General features: G+C 74.1%; 14 protein-coding genes. 9 read left to right on the top strand and 5 right to left on the bottom strand.

The window, feature by feature from the left end; all coding sequences use genetic code 11:
* Positions 1–8: 8 nt before the first annotated feature.
* Positions 9–569 (bottom strand): MarR family winged helix-turn-helix transcriptional regulator, encoded by a 561-nt coding sequence (locus GR130_RS01525; protein ID WP_159503042.1) that lies wholly within the window; start codon positions 567–569, stop codon positions 9–11.
* Between the two features lie 180 nt (positions 570–749).
* Between GR130_RS01525 and GR130_RS01520 the strand changes: the two genes are divergently transcribed.
* A complete protein-coding gene (locus GR130_RS01520; RefSeq protein ID WP_159509625.1) occupies positions 750–2,039 on the top strand; it encodes an MFS transporter in 1,290 nt (429 codons plus the stop codon).
* 22 nt (positions 2,040–2,061) lie between these two features.
* Here the strand turns inward: GR130_RS01520 and GR130_RS01515 are convergent, their stop codons facing one another.
* Entirely contained in the window at positions 2,062–3,840 is a 1,779-nt protein-coding gene (locus GR130_RS01515; protein WP_159503041.1) for an ATP-binding SpoIIE family protein phosphatase, read from the bottom strand.
* A gap of 295 nt (positions 3,841–4,135) precedes the next feature.
* Positions 4,136–5,515: an NAD(P)/FAD-dependent oxidoreductase gene (locus GR130_RS01510; RefSeq protein WP_268977959.1), complete on the bottom strand. Its 1,380-nt coding sequence runs from the start codon at positions 5,513–5,515 to the stop codon at positions 4,136–4,138.
* A 444-nt stretch (positions 5,516–5,959) separates the two neighbouring features.
* Here GR130_RS01510 and GR130_RS01505 point away from each other — a divergent pair, with 444 nt between their 5' ends.
* Positions 5,960–6,763, top strand: coding sequence for a TetR/AcrR family transcriptional regulator (locus GR130_RS01505; protein WP_159503040.1), 804 nt, complete (start codon positions 5,960–5,962; stop codon positions 6,761–6,763).
* A gap of 261 nt (positions 6,764–7,024) precedes the next feature.
* The gene (locus GR130_RS01500) at positions 7,025–9,022 is read left to right on the top strand and encodes a sigma-70 family RNA polymerase sigma factor (protein WP_159503039.1); all 1,998 of its coding nucleotides are present in this window, start codon (positions 7,025–7,027) and stop codon (positions 9,020–9,022) included.
* Between the two features lie 131 nt (positions 9,023–9,153).
* Here GR130_RS01500 and GR130_RS01495 read toward each other — a convergent pair whose 3' ends face one another.
* Together GR130_RS01495 and GR130_RS01490 are read right to left on the bottom strand one after the other, a co-directional pair.
* On the bottom strand, positions 9,154–12,513 hold the full coding sequence (locus GR130_RS01495) for an ATP-binding protein (protein ID WP_159503038.1): 3,360 nt from the start codon (positions 12,511–12,513) through the stop codon (positions 9,154–9,156).
* Between the two features lie 208 nt (positions 12,514–12,721).
* Positions 12,722–14,803, bottom strand: a complete 2,082-nt coding sequence (locus GR130_RS01490; RefSeq protein ID WP_159503037.1) for an asparagine synthase-related protein — start codon at positions 14,801–14,803, stop codon at positions 12,722–12,724.
* 710 nt (positions 14,804–15,513) lie between these two features.
* On the opposite strand from GR130_RS01490, the gene GR130_RS01485 reads away from it, so the two are divergent.
* From GR130_RS01485 to GR130_RS01460, 6 genes are all read left to right on the top strand, one after another.
* Positions 15,514–16,962: an MFS transporter gene (locus tag GR130_RS01485; protein WP_159503036.1), complete on the top strand. Its 1,449-nt coding sequence runs from the start codon at positions 15,514–15,516 to the stop codon at positions 16,960–16,962.
* Positions 16,963–17,232: 270 nt separating this feature from the next.
* Positions 17,233–18,444, top strand: coding sequence for an L-2-hydroxyglutarate oxidase (gene lhgO, locus GR130_RS01480; RefSeq protein WP_159503035.1), 1,212 nt, complete (start codon positions 17,233–17,235; stop codon positions 18,442–18,444).
* A gap of 741 nt (positions 18,445–19,185) precedes the next feature.
* A complete protein-coding gene (gene trmB, locus GR130_RS01475) occupies positions 19,186–20,109 on the top strand; it encodes a tRNA (guanosine(46)-N7)-methyltransferase TrmB (RefSeq protein WP_159503034.1) in 924 nt (307 codons plus the stop codon).
* Between the two features lie 307 nt (positions 20,110–20,416).
* Positions 20,417–21,814: a PrsW family glutamic-type intramembrane protease gene (locus tag GR130_RS01470; RefSeq protein WP_159503033.1), complete on the top strand. Its 1,398-nt coding sequence runs from the start codon at positions 20,417–20,419 to the stop codon at positions 21,812–21,814.
* A gap of 137 nt (positions 21,815–21,951) precedes the next feature.
* Positions 21,952–22,416 (top strand): MerR family transcriptional regulator, encoded by a 465-nt coding sequence (locus tag GR130_RS01465; protein ID WP_159503032.1) that lies wholly within the window; start codon positions 21,952–21,954, stop codon positions 22,414–22,416.
* A gap of 8 nt (positions 22,417–22,424) precedes the next feature.
* Complete coding sequence (locus GR130_RS01460; protein WP_159503031.1) at positions 22,425–23,456, top strand: aldo/keto reductase; 1,032 nt, start codon at positions 22,425–22,427, stop codon at positions 23,454–23,456.
* Positions 23,457–23,728 lie beyond the last annotated feature (272 nt).

Here is a 23,728-nt window from a genome sequence, read left to right as displayed (position 1 = left end):
AACTTGGGTCAGCCGAGGTCGCTCAGGCGGCCTTCGGCGTCCGGCTGAGCGTCCTCGACACGGCGCAGCAGGCGCGTCAACACCTCGCCGAGGATGCGGCGTTCTTCGCCGTCGAGGTCCTGGAGGAGTTCCTCTTCGAAGACCGTCGCCAGGCGCATCGCCTCCCGCCACTTCTCCCGGCCTTCGTGGGTCAGCTCGACGATGACGCGGACACGGTTGGTCTCGTCGCGTTCCCGGGTGACCAGACCCTCGTTCGCCATGCGGTCGATGCGGTGGGTCATGGCGGCCGGCGTGAGGCCGAGGAGCTTGGCGAGTTCGCCGGGACCCATGCGGTAGGGAGCACCCGAGACGACGAGGGCCTTGAGGACCTCCCATTCGGCGTTGCTCAGGCCGAGGGTGGCGGTCTGCCGTCCATAGGCGACGTTCATCCGTCGGTTGAGGCGCTGAAGTGCGGAGACGACCTGCTCCACCTGGGGGTCGAGGTCCTGGAACTCGCGCTGGTAGGCCGCGATCTGTTCTTCGAGGCTCGGCTCGGTGGCGTCGGCTGCCGCATCTGAGGGCTCTGGCATGCGGCGCAGTATGGCACGAAAGTCATTGGCGTTGAAGTTCTTCGTCGTGTAGTCTTTAGCTTCGAACTTTAGAGTCTAAGTCTTGAGGGTGTGACTGTCCGGTTCTGGACAGGACCTCGGCTACGGCTTGGGGGGTTCCTGCTTCGTATTCGTCTTTCGACCTGACCTAGGTAGGTGAGTGTGACCACCGCGATGGGCGCCGCGCTGCGCCGGATCCAGCTGGGGAACGCGCTGAGCGCGTTCGGCAACGGCTTCACGGTTCCGTATCTGTACGTCTATGTGGCGAACGTGCGGAATCTTGGTGCCAGTACGGCCGGTGTGGTGCTGGCGATGCTGGCGGTGTCCGCGCTGGTCGTGCTGCCGCTGACCGGGCGCGCGATCGACCGGCGGGGTCCGCTGCCGGTGGCCGTCGCGGGGACGGTCGCCGCTGCCGCCGGTGCGCTGGGGATCGGGCTGTCGGCGACCGAGCCGATGGTCGTCGCGTCGGCGATCGCGCTGGGTGCCGGTATAGCGGTGATCCAGCCGGCGCTCGCGACGATGATCGTGTGGTGCTCGACGACGGTGACCCGGTCGCGGGCGTTCGCCACCCAGTTCTTCCTGAACAACCTGGGGCTGGGCGTCGGCGGACTGGTCGGTGGGCAGTTGGTCGATCCGGCGCATGCGTCGAGCTTTGTGCGGCTGTTCGCCATCGAGGCCGTGATGTTCCTGGTGCTGGGAGCGGCGATCGCGACCGTACGGCTGCCGAAGGCGCCGCGGGTCGAGGACGCGGTGCCGACCGAGGAGCGGGCCAAGGGGGCCTGGCGGGCGCTGTTCGGCGACCGGCGGATGGTGTGGCTGTGCGTGCTGGGCTTTGTGCTGTTCTTCGCCTGCTACGGGCAGTTCGAGTCGGGGCTGGCGGCGTACGCCACCGAGGTCACGCGGATCGACCCGGCGACGCTGGGGATCGCACTGGCGGCGAACACGGCGGCGATCGTGGCGGCGCAGTTCGTGGTGCTCAGGTTGGTCGAGCGGCGGCGCCGGAGCCGGGTGATGGCGCTGGTCGGGATGGTCTGGACGGTGGCGTGGATAGCCGCCGGGCTGTCCGGGCTGGTGCACGGTGCCCAGGCGGTGGCGACGACGCTGCTGATATCCACGTACGCGCTGTTCGGTGTCGGTGAGTCGATGCTGTCGCCGACGGTGGCGCCGTTGGTCGCGGATCTGGCGCCGGCCTCGCTGATCGGTCAGTACAACTCGGCGTTTGCGCTGGTCAAGCAGCTGGCGCTGGCGGTCGGACCGGCCGTGGGGGCGCTGATGGTGGGCCACGGGCTGTATGTGGCGTACATCGCGATGCTGGTGCTGTGCTGCGTGGGGATCACCGGGCTGGCGCTGTGGCTGGGGCGGATGCTCAGCCCGGCACAGGACCAGCCGCACCGGGTGACGACCGTCCCCGCGCCGCGGGCCGAGGCGGAGGCCGTGGGCGCAGCCGCGTAGGCGTGACCCGTCGGCGCCTCCGCTACCCCCGCGGCAGGGCGAATTCGCACCACACCGCCTTCCCGCCTCCCGGGGTTCGGCGCGAGCCCCAGGAGGACGCGATGGTGGCGACGATGGAGATGCCGCGGCCGGCCTCGTCGGCGGGCTCGGCCCGCCGGCGGCGCGGGAGGTGGTCGTCGCCGTCGGTGACCTCGATGATCAGGCGGCGGTCGGTGCGGCGCAGCCGCAGGCGCATCGGCGGGGTGCCGTGCTGGAGGGAGTTGGCGACCAGTTCGCTGGCGGCCAGGACTCCGAGGTCGTGGAGTTCCGGGGAGAACCGCCAGGAGGCGAGGACGCCGGACGCGAAGGCGCGGGCCCTGGGCGCGGCTTCGGTGCCGCCGTGGAGTTCGAGCGCGGCGTTGTGGAACAGCTCGGCGTCATGGCCCGTACGGTCCGGGTTCTGGATGACGAGGATGGCGACGTCGTCGTCGTGGGTCGCGGTGATGCCGAGGGAGCGCAGCAGGCGGTCGCAGACGATGTCGGGTGCGCCGGTGGCGCCGGCGAAGGCGCGCTCCAGTGCCTCGACGCCGTCGTCGATGTCCTTGTCGCGGCGCTCGACGAGGCCGTCCGTATAGAGGACGGCGCTGCTGCCGGGGGCGAGCGGGACCGAGCCGGAGGTGTGCAGCCAGCCGCCGGTGCCCAGGGGCGGGCCGGTCGGTTCGGCGGCGCGGAGGACCGCGCCGTCCGGGTCGCGTACGAGGATCGGCAGGTGGCCGGCCGAGGAGTAGACCAGGCGGCCTTCGTTGGGGTCGTGGACGGCGTAGACGCAGGTGGCGATCTGGCTGGCGTCGATCTCGGCGGCCAGACCGTCCAGGAGTTGCAGGACCTCGTGGGGCGGGAGGTCGAGGCGGGCGTAGGCGCGGACCGCGGTGCGGAGCTGGCCCATGACGGCGGCGGCGCGCACCCCGCGGCCCATGACGTCCCCGATGACCAGGGCTGTGCGGCCGGCGCCGAGGGTGATGACGTCGTACCAGTCGCCGCCGACCGCGGCGTCGGTGCCGCCGGGCTGGTAGGTGGCGGCGACCCGCAGGTCGTCGGGCTGTTCCAGCTCCTGGGGCAGGAGGGAGCGCTGGAGGGTGACCGCGGCGGCGCGCTGGCGGGCTTCGCTGGCGCGCAGCCGTTCGGCGGACTCGATCTGGTCGGTGACCTCGGCGCCGAAGACCAGGACGCCCTTGTGCGGGGCGACGCAGGCGACCTCGGGGTCGGGTGCCGGGCCGCTGGCGGCGACCTCGATCGGGGTGCAGGTGAAGGTGTAGTAGCCGTCGCGGGTGCGGTCGCCTCCGGCGCCGGCCGGGACCTTGCGGGACTTGACCGTGCGCGGCTTGCCGCTGCGCAGGACCTGGTCCATCAGCGGGAGCAGGCCCAGTTCGCCGAGTTCGGGGAGGGCTTCGCGGGCGGTCTGGCCGGCCGGGCGGGGGCCGAAGACGCCGGCGTAGGCGCCGTTGACATAGGCGATGCGGTGCTCGGGGCCGTAGACGACGGCGACCAGGGCGGGGATGGTGCCGAGGATGTCGTGGACGGAGAGCGCGTCGACGGTGGGCGGAGCGGCTCCGGGGGCGGCGTCCTCGGAGGAGGGGCCTTCGCCGCGGGCGGCGGGGACGCCGCCTGGCGGTCCCTCGGGCGCGTCGCCGCCGTCCGCGGGCGCGGCGGAGTGTGCCGCGGGGTCCGCGGACGGGGTCGCCGGCGGGGTGGCGCGGTCGGACCGGGCGGCGGCGCGCCGCTGTGTGCCGGGGAGTTTGGCGCTCCAGCGCGTGAAGATCACGGAGGGGTACCTCTTACTTCGCGTCGTCGCGCGGGGTCGGGCCGTCGGCATGGGGGGATGCCCCCTGGCGTGGCGGGGGGCACTGTCGGCACCCTCTGGCGGATTGCAGCAAACGTCCAGAATCCTCGTGATTGTCACTCTTTGCAGATACGAGCCCACCCATGGTCACACGTCCAGTGTGGCCGACCGGACTGTCATCCGTCAGACGCCGGGCGCCGGAGTGGAGTTCCTCGTTCCTCCCCGGGCGTCGCACCCCGGCCGGACGTGCGGTCAACTTCCCTGGTGGGGAGGCCGGTCAGCTGGTTTCGTTGTGCCGGCCGGTGCCCGCGGCGAGTTCGAACTCGGCGCGTGGGTTCTCCAGCGAGCCCAGTGAGACGATCTCGCGTTTGAACAGGCCGGCGAGGGTCCACTCGGCGAGGATCCGGGCCTTGCGGTTGAGGGTGGGGACCCGGCTGAGGTGGTAGACGCGGTGCATCAGCCACGCCGGGTAGCCCTTCAGCTTGCGCCCGTAGACATGGGCGACGCCCTTGTGCAGACCGAGCGAGGCGACCGAACCGACGTACTTGTGCTCGTAGTTCCTGACCTGGCCGCCGCGCACGACCGCCGTGAGGTTCTCGGCGAGCACCTTGGCCTGGCGGACGGCGTGCTGCGCGTTGGGCGCGCACTCCGCCGGGGGCTCGTCGGGCGAGGCGGGCGGCGGTGCCGTCAGGTCCGGGACGGCGGCGGCGTCCCCGGCGGACCAGGCGTGTTCGGCACCGTCCACCTGGAGCGTGGCGGTGCACTTGAGGCGCCCGCGGCCGTTCAGCGGCAGCTTGGTCGCAGCCACGATGGGGTGCGGCTTGACGCCCGCGGTCCAGACCAGGGTTCTGGTGGGGAAGCGGGAGCCGTCGCTGAGCTGCGCGACGCGGTTCTCGCAGGACTCCAGCCGGGTCTCCAGCCGTACGTCGATGTTGCGGGCGCGCAGTTCGCGGACGGCGTAGCGGCCCAGCTCCGGGCCGACTTCGGGCAGGATCCGGTCGGTCGCCTCGACCAGGATCCACTTCATGTCCTCGGGCCGGACGTTGTGGTAATAGCGGACGGCGTAGCGGGCCATGTCCTCCAGTTCGGCGAGCGCTTCGACGCCTGCGTAGCCGCCGCCGACGAAGACGAAGGTGAGCGCCGCGTCGCGGACGGCGGGGTCGCGGGTGGAGGAGGCGATGTCGAGCTGTTCGAGGACGTGGTTGCGCAGCCCGATGGCCTCTTCGACGGTCTTGAAGCCGATGCCGACGTCGGCGAGGCCGGGGACGGGGAGGGCGCGCGAGACCGATCCCGGCGCGAGGACCAGCTCGTCGTACGCCACGATCATGGCCTCGGCGCCGGCCTCCTCGGCGGCCAGGGTCGAGATGGTCGCCTTCCGCTCGGCATGGTCGATGGCGGTGACCTCGCCGATGACGACATCGCAGTCCGGCAGGACGCGGCGCAGCGGGACGACGACATGGCGCGGGGAGATGGAGCCGGCCGCCGCCTCGGGCAGGAACGGCTGATACGTCATGTACGGCTCGGGGTCGACGACGATGATCTCGGCGGTGTGCTGCCGCAGCTCCTGCTTGAGCGTCCGCTGCAGCCGCAGGGCGGTGTACATCCCCACGCAGCCGCCGCCGACCACGAGAATCCGCGCCACATCGTCCGAAGACACAGCCTTCACAGAGGTACTCCTCGCGGTGTCGACCAGGTCCGGGGCGCCACCGATCGGGCGGCCGGCCGGCGGCGCGGCCACCCTCGGGCGCTGCGCCCCCGGGAAGCGCAGCACTGTTCCATGACGCACCCCCGAGACGCCTTTGTCCACAGGCCGGTCGAAAAGTAAGTACGGCGCGGGCAGCTGTGCGGAGTGGGACATTCCGACCGACCCGTGCGAAGTACGCTGGTCAGGCAGAGATTGGCGCAGAGCGGGAGGGAGCGCAATCAGGGCGGATCGGCCCCGTTGGGCCGATCGGGGGGCGCAGCGCGCGGAACGCCCCCTTCAATCTTGACGCAGGCTCAACTATGTTCGTATCTCGTTGGGGTGCACCCTCTTGTCGGGTCACCCCGACCGTCAGGGCGGGGAGTCTCCGGGGGGAGACGTCATTACCGGGGGATCACTATGCACATTCAGGGCTCTCAATGGCCGGCGGCAGTCGCTGTGACCGCTGCTTCCAACGGTGCCAACGGCAGCAGCGGTGACAGCCGCGGTACGGGCGCGGTGACCGGCGCCAACGGCCGCAGCACGCCACTGCGCGTGGATGCCCAGCGCAATCTGGAGCATGTACTGCGCGCGGCCCGCGAGGTGTTCGGCGAGCTGGGATACGGCGCGCCCATGGAGGACGTGGCGCGGCGGGCCCGCGTCGGTGTCGGGACGGTCTACCGCCGCTTCCCGAGCAAGGACGTACTGGTCCGGCGGATAGCCGAGGAGGAGACCGCGCGGCTGACCGAGCAGGCGCGGGCCGCGCTGGGACAGGAGGACGACCCGTGGTCGGCGCTGTCGCGGTTCCTGCGGACGTCGGTCGCCTCGGGAGCCGGACGGCTGCTGCCGCCGGGCATCCTGCGGGTGGGCGCGAGCGAGGAGAGCGGGCCGGAGACACGGGTTCCGGACGGCGGGATCGAGGCGCGGGTGCCGCAGCAGCGGGTCGCCGGCGAGGCGGTCGAGCCGCGGACGGCCACCGCCGAGAGCGGGGCCGGCGCGGTGGAGGAGACGCCCGGCGGGCAGGCCCTGCTGGAGGTCGTCGGGCGACTGGTGGAGCGGGCCCGGGCGGCGGATGCGCTGCGGGCCGATGTCACGGTCTCCGACGTCCTGCTCGTGATCGCCACGGGCGCGCCCGCGCTGCCCGATCCCGAGCACCAGCGGGCCGCCTCCGCGCGGCTGCTGGAGATCCTGCTGGAGGGACTGCGGTCGCGCCCGGCCGGGTGAGAACCGGCGGCCGGCCCCGTCCGGAGGAGCCCCGGGTGCGGGGTGTCCGGGCGGGGCGGCTGCTCCCGTGCCCCGCGGCGACCCCGGGGTGTGCGGAATATCCCGTACGCGCAAATTACCCCGCACGAGTGAACGCCAGTGCGGTCGTCCGAGGGGCCTCCTCGGACGAGTGGTTGGCCACACGGCCCCTGAAGCGTGGGCCATCGATGTGGCACGCTTGCGCGGTGTTGCGGTGTGATGGCGGGTTCGGGGGCCTCGGCGATGGGTGTTGACGGGCGGGACGAGCGGCGCGGAGACGACAGTGCGGGCCCGCCTTCCGGACAGGTTCCCGGTCAGACCGGGCCGCTGGGAGCGACGCCCCCGGTGAAGCGCCCGGCGGGGCCGGAGGTGCCCGAGCCCAGCGTGCCGCCGCAGCGCGAGCACGCCCGCCGGGTGGCGGAGACCTCCGGGCGCGAACCGGCCGGTGCGTCCGCCAGCGGCCCGGACGCCGATCTGCCGCCGTCCGACGGCCAGTTGATCGCGGCCATGCGGGCCGGCGACGACAGCGCGTACGAGGAGATGTACCGCCGGCATGCCGAGGCGGTGCGGCGCTATGCGCGCAGCTGCTGCCGCGACGCGCACACCGCGGAGGACCTGACCGGAGAGGTGTTCGCGCGCACGCTGCAGGCGGTGCGGGGCGGGGCGGGGCCGGATTCGGCGGTGCGCGCCTATCTGCTGACCGCCGTCCGGCGGGTCGCCGCGGCCTGGGCGAAGACCACCAGACGGGAGCAACTGGTCGAGGACTTCGCGGTGTTCGCGGTGTCGGCGGCCGGGGCGTCGCTGGACGACGACACGCTCGACCTCGGCGCGGACGTCCGGGCGATGCACGAGGCCGAGCAGTCGATGGCGATGCAGGCGTTCCGCAGCCTGCCGGAGCGCTATCAGACGGTGCTGTGGCACACCACGATCGAGGACGAGTCGCCGAGTCAGGTCGCACCGCTGCTGGGGCTGACCGCGAACGCCACCGCCGTACTGGCGCACCGGGCCCGGGAGGGCCTCAAACAGGCGTATCTGCAGGCGCATGTGAGCCAGTCGCTGACCGCGGGCGGCGACTGCGCCCGGTATGCCGACCGGCTCGGCGCGTACGCCCGGGGCGGGCTGCGGATGCGGGCCGAACGGGGGCTGCGCAGGCATCTGGAGGAGTGCGCCCGGTGCCGGATGGCGGCGCTGGAGGTCGCGGACGTCAACGAACGGATCGGGGCGGTGCTGCCGATCGCGGTCGTCGGATGGTTCGCGGCCGGGTACGCCGTCAAGGGCGCCGCCGTCGTGGCGGGGGTCGCCGGGGCGGGGGCGGCGGCGGGGGCCGGTGCGGCTGCCGCCGCGTCCGGGGCCGGGGCCGGCTCCGGCACGACGAGCGGTGCCGGCGGCGCGGCCCTCGGTGAGGGGCTGGGCGTGCCGGTGAAGGTCGCGATCGGCGCCGGGCTCGTGGTCGCGGCGGGCGCGGCGCTGGCCTTCGCGCTGGCCGGGTCCCCTCAACCGGCCCCGCACCCGCAGGCGAAGCCGCACCGGCCGGTACCGTCCGCACCGCGATCGCCGTCTCCGGCGCCGTCGCAGAAGCCGGTGCCGTCGCAGAAGCCGGTGCCGCCGGTGGGCGGGGCGGTGCCCGTGCCGGCACCCGTCCGGACACCCAGCCCTACGCCGACGCCGACGCCGACGCCGACGCCGACGCCGACGCCGACGCCGACGGCCACGCCGACACCGGTCCCCACGCCGCCGAAGCCGACGCCCACGCCCGCGCCCACGCCGACATCCACACCGACACCGCCGACACCGCCGAAGCCGCCGCCGACGACGTACCAAATCGGCTCACTGCCCTACGACTTCGCCGGCGACGGCACCGCGCCGGAGGTGCGCACCTTCGAGAGCAGTTGGATGTGGAAGCGGCATCGGCCGAGCATCGACGGCACGGCGTATCCCCACGGCGTGAGCGTGCAGGCGTCGTCCTCGGTGGTGATCGCGCTCAACCGGCAGTGCACCGCGTATGACGCCGTGGCGGGTGTCGACGATCTCAGCCTGGGGCTGGGGGCGCTGCGCTTCTCCGTGTACGCGGACGGGGTGCGGCTGTGGCAGTCGGGGGTGGTGCACGGCGGGGAGCGGGGAGTCCCGGTGCACGTACCGCTGGCGGGCCGCAGGACGCTGCGGCTGGTGGTCGAGCCGGCGAGCGCCGGCGATCTGGTGGCGCTGGGGGACTGGGCCCGGTCGCAGATCAGCTGCCGGTGAGCCGTGCCGTTGGCGGTCCCGGGGCCGTCGACGCCTGCGGGGCTGTTGACGGTCGCGGGACGGCTGGCGTGGCCGGCACCGCGGCCGGGCGGGAGTTGGGGGGCGGGTCCGCCCTCGTGTCGTAGGCCGGGTCATGTGCCGGATCCCGGGGTGGGGGCCGTGCCGGCTGCCGGGGAGGCGTCGGATGCGGGCGCCGGCGTGGGGGCTGGTCCGGACTCCGGCGGGAGGGGGGCGAACACCAGGAGGGCGATGACGTCCGCCGGTGTGAGGTGTGTGCCCTCGGCGTGCAGCGTTTCGTAGGCGCCGTCGGCCGCGCCGTTCAGCTCGGCGCGCAGGGCCGCGGCCGTGCGCCCGATGTCCGCCTCCTCGGGGACGGGGCGGGGCAGTCGGCCGCGCCAGGCGTCCGCGGCGCCCAGCAGCCGGGCGGCGTCACGCGGGCGGCCCGTGGCGTGCAGTGCCGAAGCCGCGCTCTCGACGACCGCGGCCACCACGGGGCGGGTGCAGTAGCGCGTCAGGCCCGAGGTCAACGCGTCGTGGCACAGGCGCAGGGCGCGCGGTGCGTCGCCGGAGGCGGCGGCGATCCGGGTCGCGAGACCGGCGAGCAGGAGGGTGAACTGGGGTGGCAGGGTGCCCAGCTCACCGGCGGCCCGGGCCGCCTCGCACGCCTCGTGCGCCGCCCGGGGGTCACCGCGGAGCAGCGCCATCCGGGCGCGCAGCGCGTGGTTGCAGGCCACCGGGTCCTGTACGTGCCACTCGGCGGCCTGCTCGTCGGCCCGTATCAGCGCCTTCTCCGTGGCCGCCAGGTCCCCGCCGGCGAAGTGGAGTTCGGCGAGCCGGGAGAGGATCCACGGGGCTTCGGTGTGCGCCCCCAGCTCCTGGGTCAGGGCCAGCGCTTCCTCGTAGGCGGCACGGGCCTCCTCGTAGCGCCCGCAGGTCTGGCGCATCTCGCCGGTGGCCGCGGCGGCCTGGGCGAGCATCCAGCGGTCGCCGGTCCGGCGGGCCAGCGCGGTCAGCTCCCGCCGGGCCGCCTCGGCCGGCTCCAGGCCGCCGGGCAGGTCGATGGCGATATGCGTACGGAACAGCAGGGCGACGCCCAGCTCCCAGTCGCCGCCCAGCTCCCGGGTGGTGGCGACCGCGTCGTCCAGCAGGGGCAGGATCTCGCCGTATCCACCGAGGAAGTACGCGGAGAACGGCCAGAGCAGGCCGGGGAATCGGGCGCTGCCCGGATGGGGGCGGGAGTAGGTGGTGAGCAGGCGGTCGACCAGCGCTCTCTTCTCGGGGGCGGCGAATTCGCGGTCGAGTTCGTGGTCGTGGAGCAGGAAGAGGAGCAGCAGACGCAGGTCCGCCTGCGCCCGGAACCGCGGATCCGCGTCGCCGAGCTCCTCCAGGGCGGGGCCGAGGGCGATGACCCTCTTGACCCATGAGGCGCCCTCCACGCGGTAGTTGCGCAGCCACCAGAACCAGCCCATGGCGACGGTCAGCCGCTGTGCGGTGGCGGTGTCCCGCGCGGTGAGCGCGCGGTGCAGCACCGCCCGTACGTTGTCCAGCTCGGCCTCGATACGGGCCAGCCACGGCAGCTGTTCGGCGGACCGGATGCGGGGGTCGGCGTCCGTGGCGAAGCGCAGGAAGTGGGCGGTGTGCCGGGCGTGGGTGCGGTCGCGTTCCTCGGGGCGGGCGGCGGCCCGTTCCTTGGCGTAGGCGTGGATGGTCTCCAGCATGCGGTAGCGGGGCTCGGCGTCCCGGTGGTCGACGAGCAGCAGGGACTTGTCGACCAGGGCGCCCAGCAGGTGGAGCACCTCCTCGGCGCCATCGGCTCCCTCGGGCTCGCCGCACACCGCTTCGGCCGCGCCGAGGGTGCAGCCGCCGGCGAACACCGACAGCCGGCGCAGCAGGGCGCGTTCGGGCTCGTCCAGCAGATCCCAGCTCCAGTCGACGACCGCGCGCAGCGTCTGCTGGCGGGGCAGTGCGGTGCGGCTGCCGCTGGTCAGCAGCCGGAAGCGGTCGTCGAGGCGGTCGGCGATCTGGCGCGCGGAGAGCAGCCGCAGCCGGGCCGCGGCCAGTTCGATGGCGAGCGGCAGCCCGTCCAGGCGGCGGCAGATCTCGTCCACCGCGGCGGCGTCGCCGGCGGCGCGGAAGCCGGGGCGGACGGCCGCGGCCCGCTCGGCGAACAGCTGATGCGCGGGCGCCGGGCGCAGCGGCTCCAGGGGCCGTACGGCCTCGCCGGGGACGCCCAGCGGCTCGCGGCTGGTGGCCAGCACCGTCATCTCCGGGCAGTGCCGCAGCAGTTGGTCGGCCAGCGCGGCGGCGGCGCCGATCACGTGCTCGCAGTTGTCCAGCACCAGGAGCAGCCGGCGGTGGGCGCAGTGGTCGGCGATCCGGGTGGCCGGGTCGGGGTGCTCGCCGGCCGTACGGGCCTCCAGGGCCGGGCCGAAGACGGCCGTGTCCCGGAGGCCGAGTGCGGACAGGACGGCACCCGGGACGGCTTCGGGGGCGTCCAGCGGGGCGAGTTCGGCGATCCAGACGCCGTCGGGGTGGTCGGCGGCAAGGGAGGCGGCCAGTTCTTCGGCGAGGCGGGTCTTGCCGGAGCCTCCGGGGCCGGTGAGGGTGACGAGGCGGGTCCGGCGGCTCCCCAACTGCTGCCGGAGTGCGGCCAGCTCGCCCTCTCGGCCGAGGAAGGAGTTCAGGCGGGGGCGGAGGTTGCCGCCGCGCACGGGTGCGCGGGGGGCGGCCGTACGGCGATCGTCCGCGGGCGCACCCGCGGGCTGCTCGGCTGCTGCCAGCAACTGGGCGTGGAGGCAGCGGAGTTCGGGTCCGGGGTCGGCGCCCAGCCGGTCCGCGAGCGCCAGCCGGGCGTCCTCGTAGGCGGCCAGGGCTGCGGCGCTCCGTCCGGTGGCGTCCAGGGCGCGGATCAGCTGGGCGCGGAACGGCTCGTCCAGGGGGTGGTCGGCGGTCAACTGGACCAGCTCGGGGAGCAGTTCCGCGGCACGCCCGAGGGCCAGATCCGCGTCGATGCGGTGGTGCAGCGCGGTCAGCCGCAGCGCCTCGGGGCCGCGGGCCGCGCTCGCGCCGTCGGGGAGGTCCGCGAGGGCCGGGCCGCGCCACAGGGCGAGCGCGGCGCGCAGGGTCTCGGCCGCGGGCGCCGGGTCACCGTCCCGCAGCACCCGGGTGCCGTCGGCCACCAGCCGCGCGAAGCGGTGCAGATCCACCTCGTCCGGCTCGGCGACCAGCCGGTACGCCCCCGGCAGCGAGGCCACGGCCTCATTGCCCAGCGCCCGCCGCAGCCGCCCGACCAGCGCCTGCAGTGCGGCCGGCGCGTCCCGCGGCGGCCCGTCCACCGCCCATACGTCGTCGATCAGTGTCGCCACGTCCACCCCCCGACCGGCCCTCAGCGCCAGCGCCGCCGTCAGCGCCCGCAGCCGCGGACCGCCCAGCGGCACCGGTCGTCCTCCCTCGCCCAGGACCTCCGTCGTGCCCAGAATCCGAACCTTCACGCGGTCATTGTCGCGGGCCGCGGCGCACCCCCGCGCGTTGTCCACAGCCCGGATCCGCGGCAGCGGCGGTTGTCCACAGCCCGGTCGGGTTCTCCTGAGGCCCGGTCGGGTTCTCCCGGGGCACGCGAACGGGAGCCACCGGGTCCGGGCACAGCCCCACGCCGCGCCGGCCCGGCGGCCCGGACGCTTGTCCCCCACCCGCCCCGGCTCAGGCTCCGGAAAGCCGTGCCCTGGGGACCACGCCGCCCGCCACCGCGCGCTGCCGCGGCGCCTCCGCGCCGGTCCAGCACGAGCCGCGCCGGGCCAGCAGCCGCCGCAGCCACAGCTCCGTGGAGACCAGCTCCGCCAGTCCGTCCAGCGGCAGCGCGGCGCCCTCGGCCGCCGCGCGGAGCGCCTTGCGCACCACCCGTGCCTCTATCAGTCCCGCGTCGGCGAGCAACGGCGCGTCGAAGAGCTGCACCAACTGGCCGACGGCGGCGCGCAGTCCGGCACGTACCGCGGCGGTGTGCGTGAGGTGCGAGGTGGCGCCCCAGCCCGGCGGCAGGTCCCGTACGCCGGCGCCGGCCAGCACCGAGCGCAGTACGGCGGCGCGGGCGCCCGGCTGCACCCGGAGGGTGTCCGGCAGCGCACGGCAGGCGAGCACTACCTGGTTGTCCAGGAAGGGGGCGTGCAGCCGCTGGCTGCGGACCTCGGCGGCCTGCTCGAAGACCCGGTGGTCGGCGGCCTGACGGGCCAGTGCCGCACGGGCGCGCCGTTCGCCGGGCCGGCCGGCGGCGGGCGAGCGGGTCGCCGCGTCCCCGAGGCGACCCGATACTTCGGCCAGCGCCTCTCCCGTGAGCCAGCGGGCGGCCGGTCCGGGCCGGCACCAGGCGAGGGCGGCCAGTGAGGCGTCGACCGCCCCGCCGGCCACCGGTTCGTCGGCGAACTGCCGCTCCATGAGGCGGCGCGCCGCCTCGGTGATGCCGGTGGCGTACGGGGTGCGGGCGAGCCGGCGGGCGGCCCGGTAGACGGTGAACGGGACCAGGGCGGAGTGCGCGGACGGGCCGTCCGCCTTGGCCAGCGCGGTGACCGGGCGCAGCAGATGGCGCCGCCGGCGGTCCACGAGGAGGTCGGCGAGCCGGGCCGGGTGGGCGTCGAGGACCTGGCGCGCGCCGTTCCCGACGAAGTGGTCGGCGCTGCCGGCCAGCAGCCGCCGGCGGTGGCGGCCGGCGACGGTGAGCGAGGGGCCCGGCTCGTCCGTGAGCGGACCGCTGTCGAGGTCGGCGTACGGGAGCGCCTCCTCGCCGGCGGCGACGACGACGTGGTGCAGCCGGGGGTTGTCGGCGATGCTGCGGGCGCGCTCCAGTTCGGCCTCGCGGTGGGGCCTACCGCCGTTGGTGGCGCGGTCGTTGAAGGTGACGGCCAGCAGGCGCTCGCCGTGGCCGTTGATCGTGCCGGGCTGCCCGGGGAGACCGGCGGCCAGAAGGGCGAGCGTTCCGGAGGCGCTGCCTCCGGAGAGGTCGGCGCCGATGCCGGGGACCGGTCCGCCGCGGGCCGCGCGCCGCTCCGCGGGGCCCATACCGGGCACCGGGCCGGGGTCCAGCCCCTCCGGCCCGTCCGGGTCGGGGGCGAAGCGGGGGCCCGCCAGCCGGGTGCGCACCGCCTCGACGAGGGCCTCGCGGACGCCGTCCACGGCCTGGTCCGGGGCCAGTTGGGGCGCGGCGACGGCCAGTGAGGCGGCCGGTTCGAAGGAGGCGATCTCGCTGGTGCCGGCGCGCAGCACCAGGGCGTGGCCCGGCGGGATCCGGCGCACACCCTCGTAGGGCGTGCCGGCGCCCAGCGCCTCGGGGGCGTCCGGGCAGGCCAGCAGGGCTGCCAGATGGCCGACGTCGAGGCTGGCCTCGACGAGGTCGGCGAGCGGCAGGGCGGCGGTGGCGTACGCGGTACCGCCGGCCCACCGGGTGTGGAACACGGGGCGGGCGCCGGCCAGATCTCCGGTGATGGTGATCCGGCGGCCCACCTGGACGACGGCGGTGTAGCTGCCCGGCCAGGCGGTGAGGTGGCGCAGTGCGCCCCCTCGGGCGGCGAACAGCCCGACCCTCAGCTGGTCGTCGGTGGCGCCGCACACCCCGAAGACGGCGAGCCGGGTCTCCGGGTCGGCCTGTACGACGCGGACTTCGTAGGGCCGCCAGTCGCCGACCGCCCACAGGGGGTCCGGGTCGCCCCAGAGGAGCTGCGCGCCCACGGGCAGGACCGTGCGGCTCTCCCGGCCGGCGGTCGCGGCGCTGCTCCACCCCACCAACCAGCGCATCGCCGCCTCCACCCGATTCCCCGTCCGCAGCGGGGCCGATGGCCGCCCCGTACAGCGGATTCCCCAGCTGTTGTGCGGTCCATGCTGCCATGACGAGGGGTTTCGGGAGGTGCCAAAGGGGGCTCATATGCGGGCGGTCAACGGTGCCGGGCGGCGGGCGCGGCGGCGCGCCACCGCGGCGCGCGATGCGCCCAGGGGCGGGCGCGGGCCGCTGCGGCGACCCCGGGTGGCCCCCCGTGTGGCCCCCGGGGCGGGCGGCGGCGTGAAAGCATCACCCATCGCTTTTCGGCCAAAGTCCGTACCGTACAACCCAGTTGGAGACCGGCCGACACGTCGGGTGCCGTGTCGTCCGGTGCGGTGGCCGAGTGGCGCCCGGCCCCCGCGACGGCCCGGGAAGCGGGCTGCGCCTCCCGGACCGGACCGCCACCCGCGGGGAATGAGGTGGCGGTGTCCCCCAGCCCACTGGATCCAGTGCAGCGGGCCGACCCACGCAGAATCATCGAAGCGCTCCCGCTGACGGGCGGCCAGCGCGCACGGACGGGCGCACGGGCACACGTACCCGGAGCACATGCCAATTCCCGCACCCCTGTTTGAACACGAATCTCGCCATCCGGGACACCGACTCTTAACGGTCGGGATCCGGCGAACTACTCTGGGTGGACGCATGCCCCGGGGTACCGGGGAGGCTGTCGCTGTGTCGAGGGGTGCGCATGTCCAGGGATATACGCGGGCCGAACGAAAAGCTCGGCACCGTTCTCGCCCTCGCGGGGATCAGCAATGCCGGACTCGCCCGCCGGGTCAACGACCTCGGTGCGCAACGCGGCCTGACGCTTCGCTACGACAAGACGTCGGTGGCCCGATGGGTCTCCAAGGGCATGGTGCCCCAGGGTGCCGCGCCCCATCTGATCGCGTCCGCGATCGGCAGCAAGCTGGGGCGTCCGGTGCCGCTGCACGAGATCGGACTGGCCGACGCCGACCCGGCGCCCGAAGTGGGCCTCGCGTTTCCCCGTGACGTGGGCGCCGCGGTGCGCTCCGCGACCGAGCTCTACCGCCTCGATCTGGCCGGACGGCGGGCCGGCGGGGGCGGCATCTGGCAGAGCCTGGCCGGTTCCTTCTCCGTCAGCGCGTACGCCACCCCGGCCTCCCGCTGGCTCATATCCCCGGCCGACAGCTCCGTGGCGCGGGAGGCGGCCGAGGCGCGGGACAGGGACGCCGCGGCCGCCGGCGACGCCGGTATCCCGCAGCACGTCGGCCACAGCGATGTCACCAAGCTGCGCGAGGCCGCCGAGGACGCCCGGCGCTGGGACTCCAAGTACGGCGGCGGGGACTGGCGTTCGTCCATGGTGCCGGAGTGCCTCCGGGTGGACGCGGCGCCGCTGCTCCTCGCCTCGTACAGCGACGAGGTGGGCCGCGCGCTCTTCGGGGCGACGTCCGAACTGACCCGGCTGGCCGGATGGATGGCCTTCGACACCGGGCAGCAGGAGGCCGCCCAGCGGTACTACATCCAGGCGCTGCGGCTCGCCCGCGCCGCCGCCGACGTCCCCTTGGGCGGCTATGTCCTGGCATCGATGTCCCTCCAGGCGACGTACCGGGGCTTCGCCGACGAGGGCGTCGACCTCGCGCAGGCCGCCCTGGAGCGCAACCGCGGCCTGGCAACGGCCCGCACGATGAGCTTCTTCCGCCTGGTGGAAGCGCGGGCGCAGGCCAAGGCCGGCGAGGCGCGCGCCTGCGAGGTGGCGCTCAAGGCGTCCGAGGGGTGGCTGGAGCGCTCCCGCAGCGGCGATCCGGACCCCTCCTGGCTGGACTTCTACTCGTACGAGCGGTTCGCCGCCGACGCGGCCGAGTGCTACCGGGATCTGCGGCTGCCCCGCCAGGTGCGCCGGTTCACCGAGCAGGCGCTCTCCCGTCCCACGGAGGAGTTCGTCCGGTCGCACGGTCTGCGCCTCGTCGTGTCCGCCGTCGCCGAACTGGAGTCCGGCAATCTGGACGCGGCCTGCGCGGCGGGCACCCGTGCCGTGGAGGTCGCTGGCCGGATCTCCTCCGCCCGCACCACCGAGTACGTCCGCGATCTGCTGCACCGCCTGGAGCCGTACGGGGACGAGCCCCGGGTGGTGGAACTCCGCGAGCGGGCACGGCCGTTGCTGGCGGCGCCGGCATAGCGGACGGAACGGGCGGAACGACCTGAACGGGCGGAACGGTCGGCAGGGGAACCGGTCGGCGGGGGAACCGGTCGACGGAGGCGTGGCGGTTCAGGGGACGGGTTGGACGGGTGGGCGTGCGGCGGGGCGGATGGCGCGGCCGCGAGCGGGGTAGCGGTGGCGGCAGGGCCGCGTTGTCAGTGCCGCCCGTCATGATGGAGTACGTCGTCGGCGATGATGCGCGGGGCCGCGGCGACGGGCAGGCCCGCGAGTTGCGGTTGGGGAGGTGCAGTGGCGGCGTACGACTGCGATGTGCTGGTGATCGGTGCCGGGATCGTGGGGCTGTCCACGGCCCATGCCCTGACGCGCTCGGTGCCCGGTATACGCGTCGTGGTGCTGGAGAAGGAGCCCGGACCGGCCCGCCACCAGACCGGACGCAACAGCGGCGTGATCCACAGCGGGATCTACTACCCGCCCGGTTCGCTCAAGGCCCGCTTCGCCCTCCAGGGGTCGGCGGAAATGGTCAAGTTCTGCGCCGAACACGACATCGCCCACGAGGTCACCGGCAAGCTCATCGTGGCCACGGACCGCAGCGAGCTGCCCCGGCTGCACGGCCTCATCCAGCGCGGCCGGGAGCACGGCCTGCCGGTGCGCGAGCTGGGCCCCGCCCAGATAGCCGAGTACGAGCCCGAGGTGCGCGGCCTGGCCGCCATCCATGTGGGCACGACCGGCGTCTGTGATTTCGGCGCGGTGGCCCGGCAGCTCGGCCACCTCGCCCAGGAGGACGGCGCCCGGATCGCGTACGGCGAGGACGTCACCACCATCGCCCGCCGCCCCGGCCGGGTCGCGGTCCGCACGGCCGCCGGCACGGTCTACCGGGCCCGCGCCCTCGTCAACTGCGCCGGCCTGCACTGCGACCGCATCGCGCGGCTCGCGGGCGACGCTCCCGGGATGCGGATCGTCCCCTTCCGCGGGGAGTACTTCACCCTCGCCCCGGAGCGCGCCGCCCTCGTCCGCGGGCTGGTCTACCCGGTCCCCGACCCGGCCTTCCCGTTCCTGGGCGTCCACCTCACCCGCGGCATCGACGGCGCCGTCCACATCGGCCCGAACGCCGTCCCCGCCCTGGCCCGCGAGGGCTACGACTGGCGCACGGTCCGCCCCGCCGACCTGGCCGGCACCCTCACGTATCCGGGCGCCTGGCGGATAGCCCGCCGCCACTGGCGCTACGGCGCCGGCGAACTGCACCGGTCGCTGTCCCGGCGCGCCTTCACGGACGCGGTCCGCCGGCTGCTCCCCGCCGCCCAGGAGGAGGACCTGCTGCCCTCCCCGGCCGGGGTCCGCGCCCAGGCCGTCCTCCCTGACGGCACCCTCGTCGACGACTTCCTCTTCGCCGAGACCCCGGGCATGATCCACGTCCTCAACGCACCGTCCCCGGCCGCCACGGCTTCCCTCCCCATCGGCCGGGAGGTGGCCCGCCGGGTAAGGGGGGTGCTGCGGGGGTGAGGGGGAGACCTGCGGGTGATGGGAGCCTACGGGTGTGATGGGGATCTGCGCGTGCGTGGCGGGCCCGCGGGCGTGACGAGGGATCCGCGGGGGACGACCGGCGCCCACGGGTGACCGGGCCGATGGGGGTGACCGGGATCTGCGGGACGACTGGGATCCGCAGGACAACTGGGATCCGCAGGACAACTGGGATCCGCAGGACAACTGGGGCACCGGGGCCGGCGGGGTGGCCGAGGTCACGGGGCTGAGCGGAGCCGTGCGGGGCAGCCGTAGCAGGGCCTAGCGAGCGGTGATGAGCGACACGTAGTGGGATGGGCACGGCGGGGCGACGGGCCGGCCGGGCGGGGTGACGAGCCGCCCAGGCGGGGCGGGCCGGGGGTGCCCTCGCGGGGCGTAATTGCCCCTGTCGGGTGTGCGCCCCGTGCGCCCTGTGCGCCCCCCAGGCGCCCCCTCCAGACGCGCCCTTCCAGGCCACTTCCCCACTTCACCTCCTCACTCCACCTCCTCACTCCACCTCCTCACTCCACCTCCTCACTTCACTTCCTCACCTCCTCGCTTCCTCCGTGGGCGCGCCCCAGGCCGCATACCCATCAGCAGGCTCCCTCCCCTGCTGCCCTCCCTACGACGGTCCCTACACCGCCGTCCCGTACCGCCGTCCCGCCGTCCCCCGCGGCCGCGCCGCACAGCCGCCCCCGCCGGTGCTCCCGTCCCCTCCCCCACCATCCGTAGAATCGACACACTGTGTCCGAGAACCGCGCCACCCCCGAGACCACCGCCCCCGAAGCCGACGCCCTGGGCGCCGACGCCGCGCACGCCCGCGGGCCCGCCACGCACACGGACGGCCGCGCCGCCGGAGAGCGGGCCGCCTCCCCGGCCCCCGAGGCCGGCGAGCCCCGCCCCCTCGGTGCCACCGCCGTCTCCGCAGCCGTGCCCCGGCGCGGCAGGCCGATGTTCCCGGACGGGACCGGACCGGCGGCCGACCCCGCGGGCTCGCACCACGAGCGCCGGATCCGCTCCTTCCAGCCGCGCCGCAGCCGCGTCTCGCCCTCGCAGGCGGACGCGCTGCGCCGGCTGTGGTCCAAGTGGGGCGTGGACATCGACGGGCTCTCCCGTATCGACCTCGACGCGTTCTTCGACGGGCTGCCGGTCGTCCTGGAGATCGGCTTCGGCATGGGCGAGGCCACCGCGCAGATGGCCGCCGCCGACCCGGCGACCGGCATTCTCGGCTGCGATGTGCACACTCCAGGCCAGGGCAATCTGCTCGGTCTCGCGGAGCGGAACGGGCTGTCCAACATCCGGGTGGCCAACGGCGACGCGATCATCCTGCTGCGCGAGATGCTGGCCCCCGGCTCGCTCGCCGGCCTGCGCGTGTACTTCCCCGACCCGTGGCCCAAGAAGCGCCACCACAAGCGCCGCCTCGTCCAGCCGGAGTTCATCGCGCTGGCGTCCACCCGGCTCGCACCCGGCGCCCTGGTGCACTGCGCGACCGACTGGGAGCCGTACGCCGAGCAGATGCTGGAGGTGCTCTCCGCCGAGCCGACGCTGGAGAACCTGCACCCCGGTTACGCGCCCCGGCCGGACTTCCGCCCGCTGACCAGGTTCGAGGGCCAGGGCCTGGACAAGGGGCATGTCGTCCACGACCTGCTCTTCCGGCGCCGCGGCTGAGAGCGGCTCGGGCCGCGGGACCGGCCCGTACGACGGGAGCCTGATCCGGTGGCGGTGCGTAGGCGGCTCCGGCAGCAGCCGCGCACAAGGGCGTCCGGCAGCGGCCGGTGCACAAGCTCCTCCCACAGCGGCCGGTGCGCAAGGGCGTCCGGCAACGGGTGCCCAGGGGCCGGCCCCTGACACCGGTGTCGCCCACCGGCACCGGCCTCGCCCACCGGCCGGCATCAGCCCCACCCCGAACCGACCGCCGGCCGACGTCTTCCCGCCATCCGCGCGTCATGCGGTCGCCCCTCGTTAGGGTCTATGGGTGTACCCGTCCCCGCCGCCGCTCCCCGAGCGCTCACCCGGCCCGCCCCCGTACACATACGCCGAGGCCCCTCCCGGGTCCCGGCCGGGGCGCCGGCCCGCGCCGTGGCACAGCAAGACCGTCCGCGCGATCGCGCTGGCGTCGCTGCTCGCGCTCTCGGGCGTACTCATCATCGGCATCGTCCGCCGCCAGACCGGCACCGAGGGCTTCCTGGTCGGCCTCGGCCTGGCGGTCTTCCCGGTACCGCTTCTCATCTCGGCGTTCTGCTGGCTCGACCGCATCGAGCCCGAGCCGTGGCGCAACCTGGCCTTCGCCTTCGCCTGGGGCGCCTGCGCGGCCACCCTGGTCGCGGTCCTGGCCAACGGCTTCGCCACCAACTGGCTGGCCACCAACATCACTTCCGCGTCCCCCACCGAAGCCGAGACATGGGGCTCGACCGCCATCGCGCCGGTCATCGAGGAGGTGGTGAAGGCCGCCGCGGTCCTCCTCCTCTACCGCTTCCGGCGCCGCGACTTCAACGGCATCACCGACGGCATCGTCATCGCCGGCATCACCGCCACCGGCTTCGCGTTCACCGAGAACATCCTCTATCTGGGCAGCGCGTTCGGCGAGGACCAGTCCCTGGGGCACAGCGGGCTGGGCTCCCTCACCGCCGGCACCTTCTTCGTACGGATCGTGGTCTCCCCCTTCGCCCATCCCCTCTTCACGATCCTCACCGGCCTCGCGTTCGGGATAGCCGCGACCCGCTACCCCCGGCGCCGCGCCGCCCGCGCCGCGCTCGCCGTCCTCGGCCTGGTCACCGCGATCCTCCTGCACGCCGTCTGGAACGCCGCCTCCAGCCTCGGCAACAGCGGCTTCGTCACCATCTACGGCCTGTTCATCGTCCCCGTCCTCCTCGTCGTGACCTGGCTCGCCCTCTGGGTCCGCCACCAGGAACTGCTCTCCCTCCACGCCTACCTCGCCCCGTACATCACCGCCGGCTGGCTCGCCCCCGCCGAACCCACCGCCCTCACCTCCCTGAAAACCCGCGCCCTGGCCCGCGACATAGCCCGCCGCACCCACGGCCCCACCGCCGCCCGCGCCGTCACCGAATACACCGCCCTGGCCACCACCCTCTCCTTCCACCGGCGCCGCGCCCACCTGACGGGCACCACCCCGGACTTCGCGGCCCGCGAGCGCGACCTGCTGGACCTCCTGTGGCACTACCGCCCGTGGGCCGAACCGGCCCTGATCCAGGCCCTGGCAAGCCGAGAGGGAAGCAAGGGGAAGACGGCACGGAAGGCAGGGAAGGTGGGGAAGGCAGGGAAAGTGGAGAGGGTGGGGACAGAGAGGAAGGAAAGGGAAGGCGGACCGGGCGCCGTGGCACTCGTCGACGAGGCGGACCAGTCGCCCGGTTGAGCGCGGACTGCAGGCCCTTACGTGGTGGGCCGCGGACGCGACCGACCCAAGAGGCACAGGCACCGCACGACGACCCAAGAGGCGCCGCGCGACGGGCGCTTGCTTCAAGTGCACTTGAAGGTCCTAGCGTGGTCGGCATGACGGTGATCGACAGCACCCCCGTGGCGTCGCCGCCCGTGGACGCCTGTGTGTCCGCGGGGGCGGCGCATCCGCGCCCCGACGGCCAGGACCGCTACACGATCAGCGAGGTCGCGGAGTACACCGGACTCAGGGCGCACACCCTGCGCTGGTACGAGCAGATCGGTCTGATGCCGCAGGTGGAGCGGTCGCACACCGGCCAGCGTCGCTTCGACAACAGGGACCTGGACTGGCTCACCTTCGTGGGCAGGTTGCGGCTGACCGGGATGCCGGTCGCCGACATGGTCCGCTTCGCGGAACTGGTCCGCCAGGGCGAGGTCACCTTCGGCGAACGCCGGGAGATTCTGGAACAGACCCGGCTCGAAGTCGCCACGCGCATCGCGGAGTTGCAGGACACCCTCGCCGTACTCGACGCCAAGATCAATTTCTATGCGGGCGCCCGCCAGGCGCCGGAAGGGGCCTGAGCGCCATCATGAGCAACGCCATCGAACAGATCCGCAAGGTCGAGCTGGGCACCGGCGGCCCCCTCGTCGGCGTCCAGGGCTTCGGTGCGATGGGCATCAGCGCCGCCTACGGACAGACGGACGACGCGGCGGCCCGCGACACCCTGGAGGCCACCGTCGAGGCGGGCGTCACCCTCATCGACACCGCCGACATGTACGGCGTCGGCGCCAACGAGGAGTTCCTCGCGCCCTTCGTCGCCGCACACCGCGACGAGATCACCCTGGCCACCAAGTTCGGCATCGAATACCGCACCGACGACCCGAGCTACCGGGCCATCCGCAACGACCCCGGCTACGTCAAGAAGGCCGTCGAAGCGAGCCTGCGCCGCCTGAACGTCGAGGTCATCGACCTCTACTACATGCACCGCCGCGACCCGGCCATCCCGCTCGCCGAGTCCGTCGGCGCCATGGCCGAGCTGGTGCGGGAAGGCAAGGTCAAGCACCTCGGCCTGAGCGAGGTCACCGGTGCCGAACTGCGCGAGGCGCACGCCATCCACCCGATCACCGCGCTGCAGACGGAGTGGTCGGTCTTCAGCCGGGACGTCGAACACAGCGCGGTGGGCGCGGCCGCCGCGCTCGGGGTCGCCTTCGTGCCGTACTCGCCGCTCGGCCGGGGCTTTCTGACCGGTGCCTTCAGCGACGCGAGCACAGAACTCTCCGGCAGCGACTTCCGGCAGTTGCTGCCGCGCTTCACCGGCGACAACGCCAGGGCGAACGCCGCCCTCCTGGCGCCGCTGCACAAGATCGCAGCCGACCGCGGCGCCACCACGGCGCAGATCGCCCTGGCCTGGGTACAGCACCGGGCCCAGGCGCACGGCCTGACCGTCGTACCGATTCCGGGAACCCGCAAGCGCAGCCGGCTCCTCGAAAACGCCGCGGCCACCCGCATCGTGCTGACCGCCGAAGAGCTGGCCCTCCTAGAGCCGATCGCCGGCCAGGTGGCCGGCGACCGCTACGCGGACATGTCCCTCACCTCCGCAGCCCGGGAAGCCCAGGAGTGATCGGCGAGCCGTCGTCACGCACCGCGCTCCTGACGTGGACCCGACCGACCGTCGACGACCAGGGCCTGGCCAGCCCACCGGCCTGACCCACCTGTCCGGGGCACCTATCCAGGCCACCCATCTGGGTGGAATGCGTAATTACGACTGCACGTCCGGCTCGGTCAACACAACAGGTCGGTCGGCCCACCGCGCTCGATGGCTCTGTACGCATTCCCTTTTGATCTGGTGTTCCTTGACGCTGCCCTTCGGAGACGCCGGGCGGGGTCCCGAAG

This window comes from Streptomyces sp. GS7 (assembly GCF_009834125.1).
Classification (GTDB): domain Bacteria; phylum Actinomycetota; class Actinomycetes; order Streptomycetales; family Streptomycetaceae; genus Streptomyces.
This window is presented reverse-complemented; position numbering and strand designations above follow the sequence as displayed.

Excerpts from the sequence above, each read along its gene's own strand:
- GR130_RS01525 (WP_159503042.1), bottom strand. The coding sequence starts at position 569 with ATGCCAGAGCCCTCAGATGCGGCAGCCGACGCCACCGAGCCGAGCCTC.
- GR130_RS01505 (WP_159503040.1), top strand. The coding sequence starts at position 5,960 with ATGCACATTCAGGGCTCTCAATGGCCGGCGGCAGTCGCTGTGACCGCT.
- GR130_RS01500 (WP_159503039.1), top strand. The coding sequence starts at position 7,025 with ATGGGTGTTGACGGGCGGGACGAGCGGCGCGGAGACGACAGTGCGGGC.
- GR130_RS01490 (WP_159503037.1), bottom strand. The coding sequence starts at position 14,803 with ATGCGCTGGTTGGTGGGGTGGAGCAGCGCCGCGACCGCCGGCCGGGAG.
- GR130_RS01485 (WP_159503036.1), top strand. The coding sequence starts at position 15,514 with ATGTCCAGGGATATACGCGGGCCGAACGAAAAGCTCGGCACCGTTCTC.
- GR130_RS01465 (WP_159503032.1), top strand. The coding sequence starts at position 21,952 with ATGACGGTGATCGACAGCACCCCCGTGGCGTCGCCGCCCGTGGACGCC.
- GR130_RS01460 (WP_159503031.1), top strand. The coding sequence starts at position 22,425 with ATGAGCAACGCCATCGAACAGATCCGCAAGGTCGAGCTGGGCACCGGC.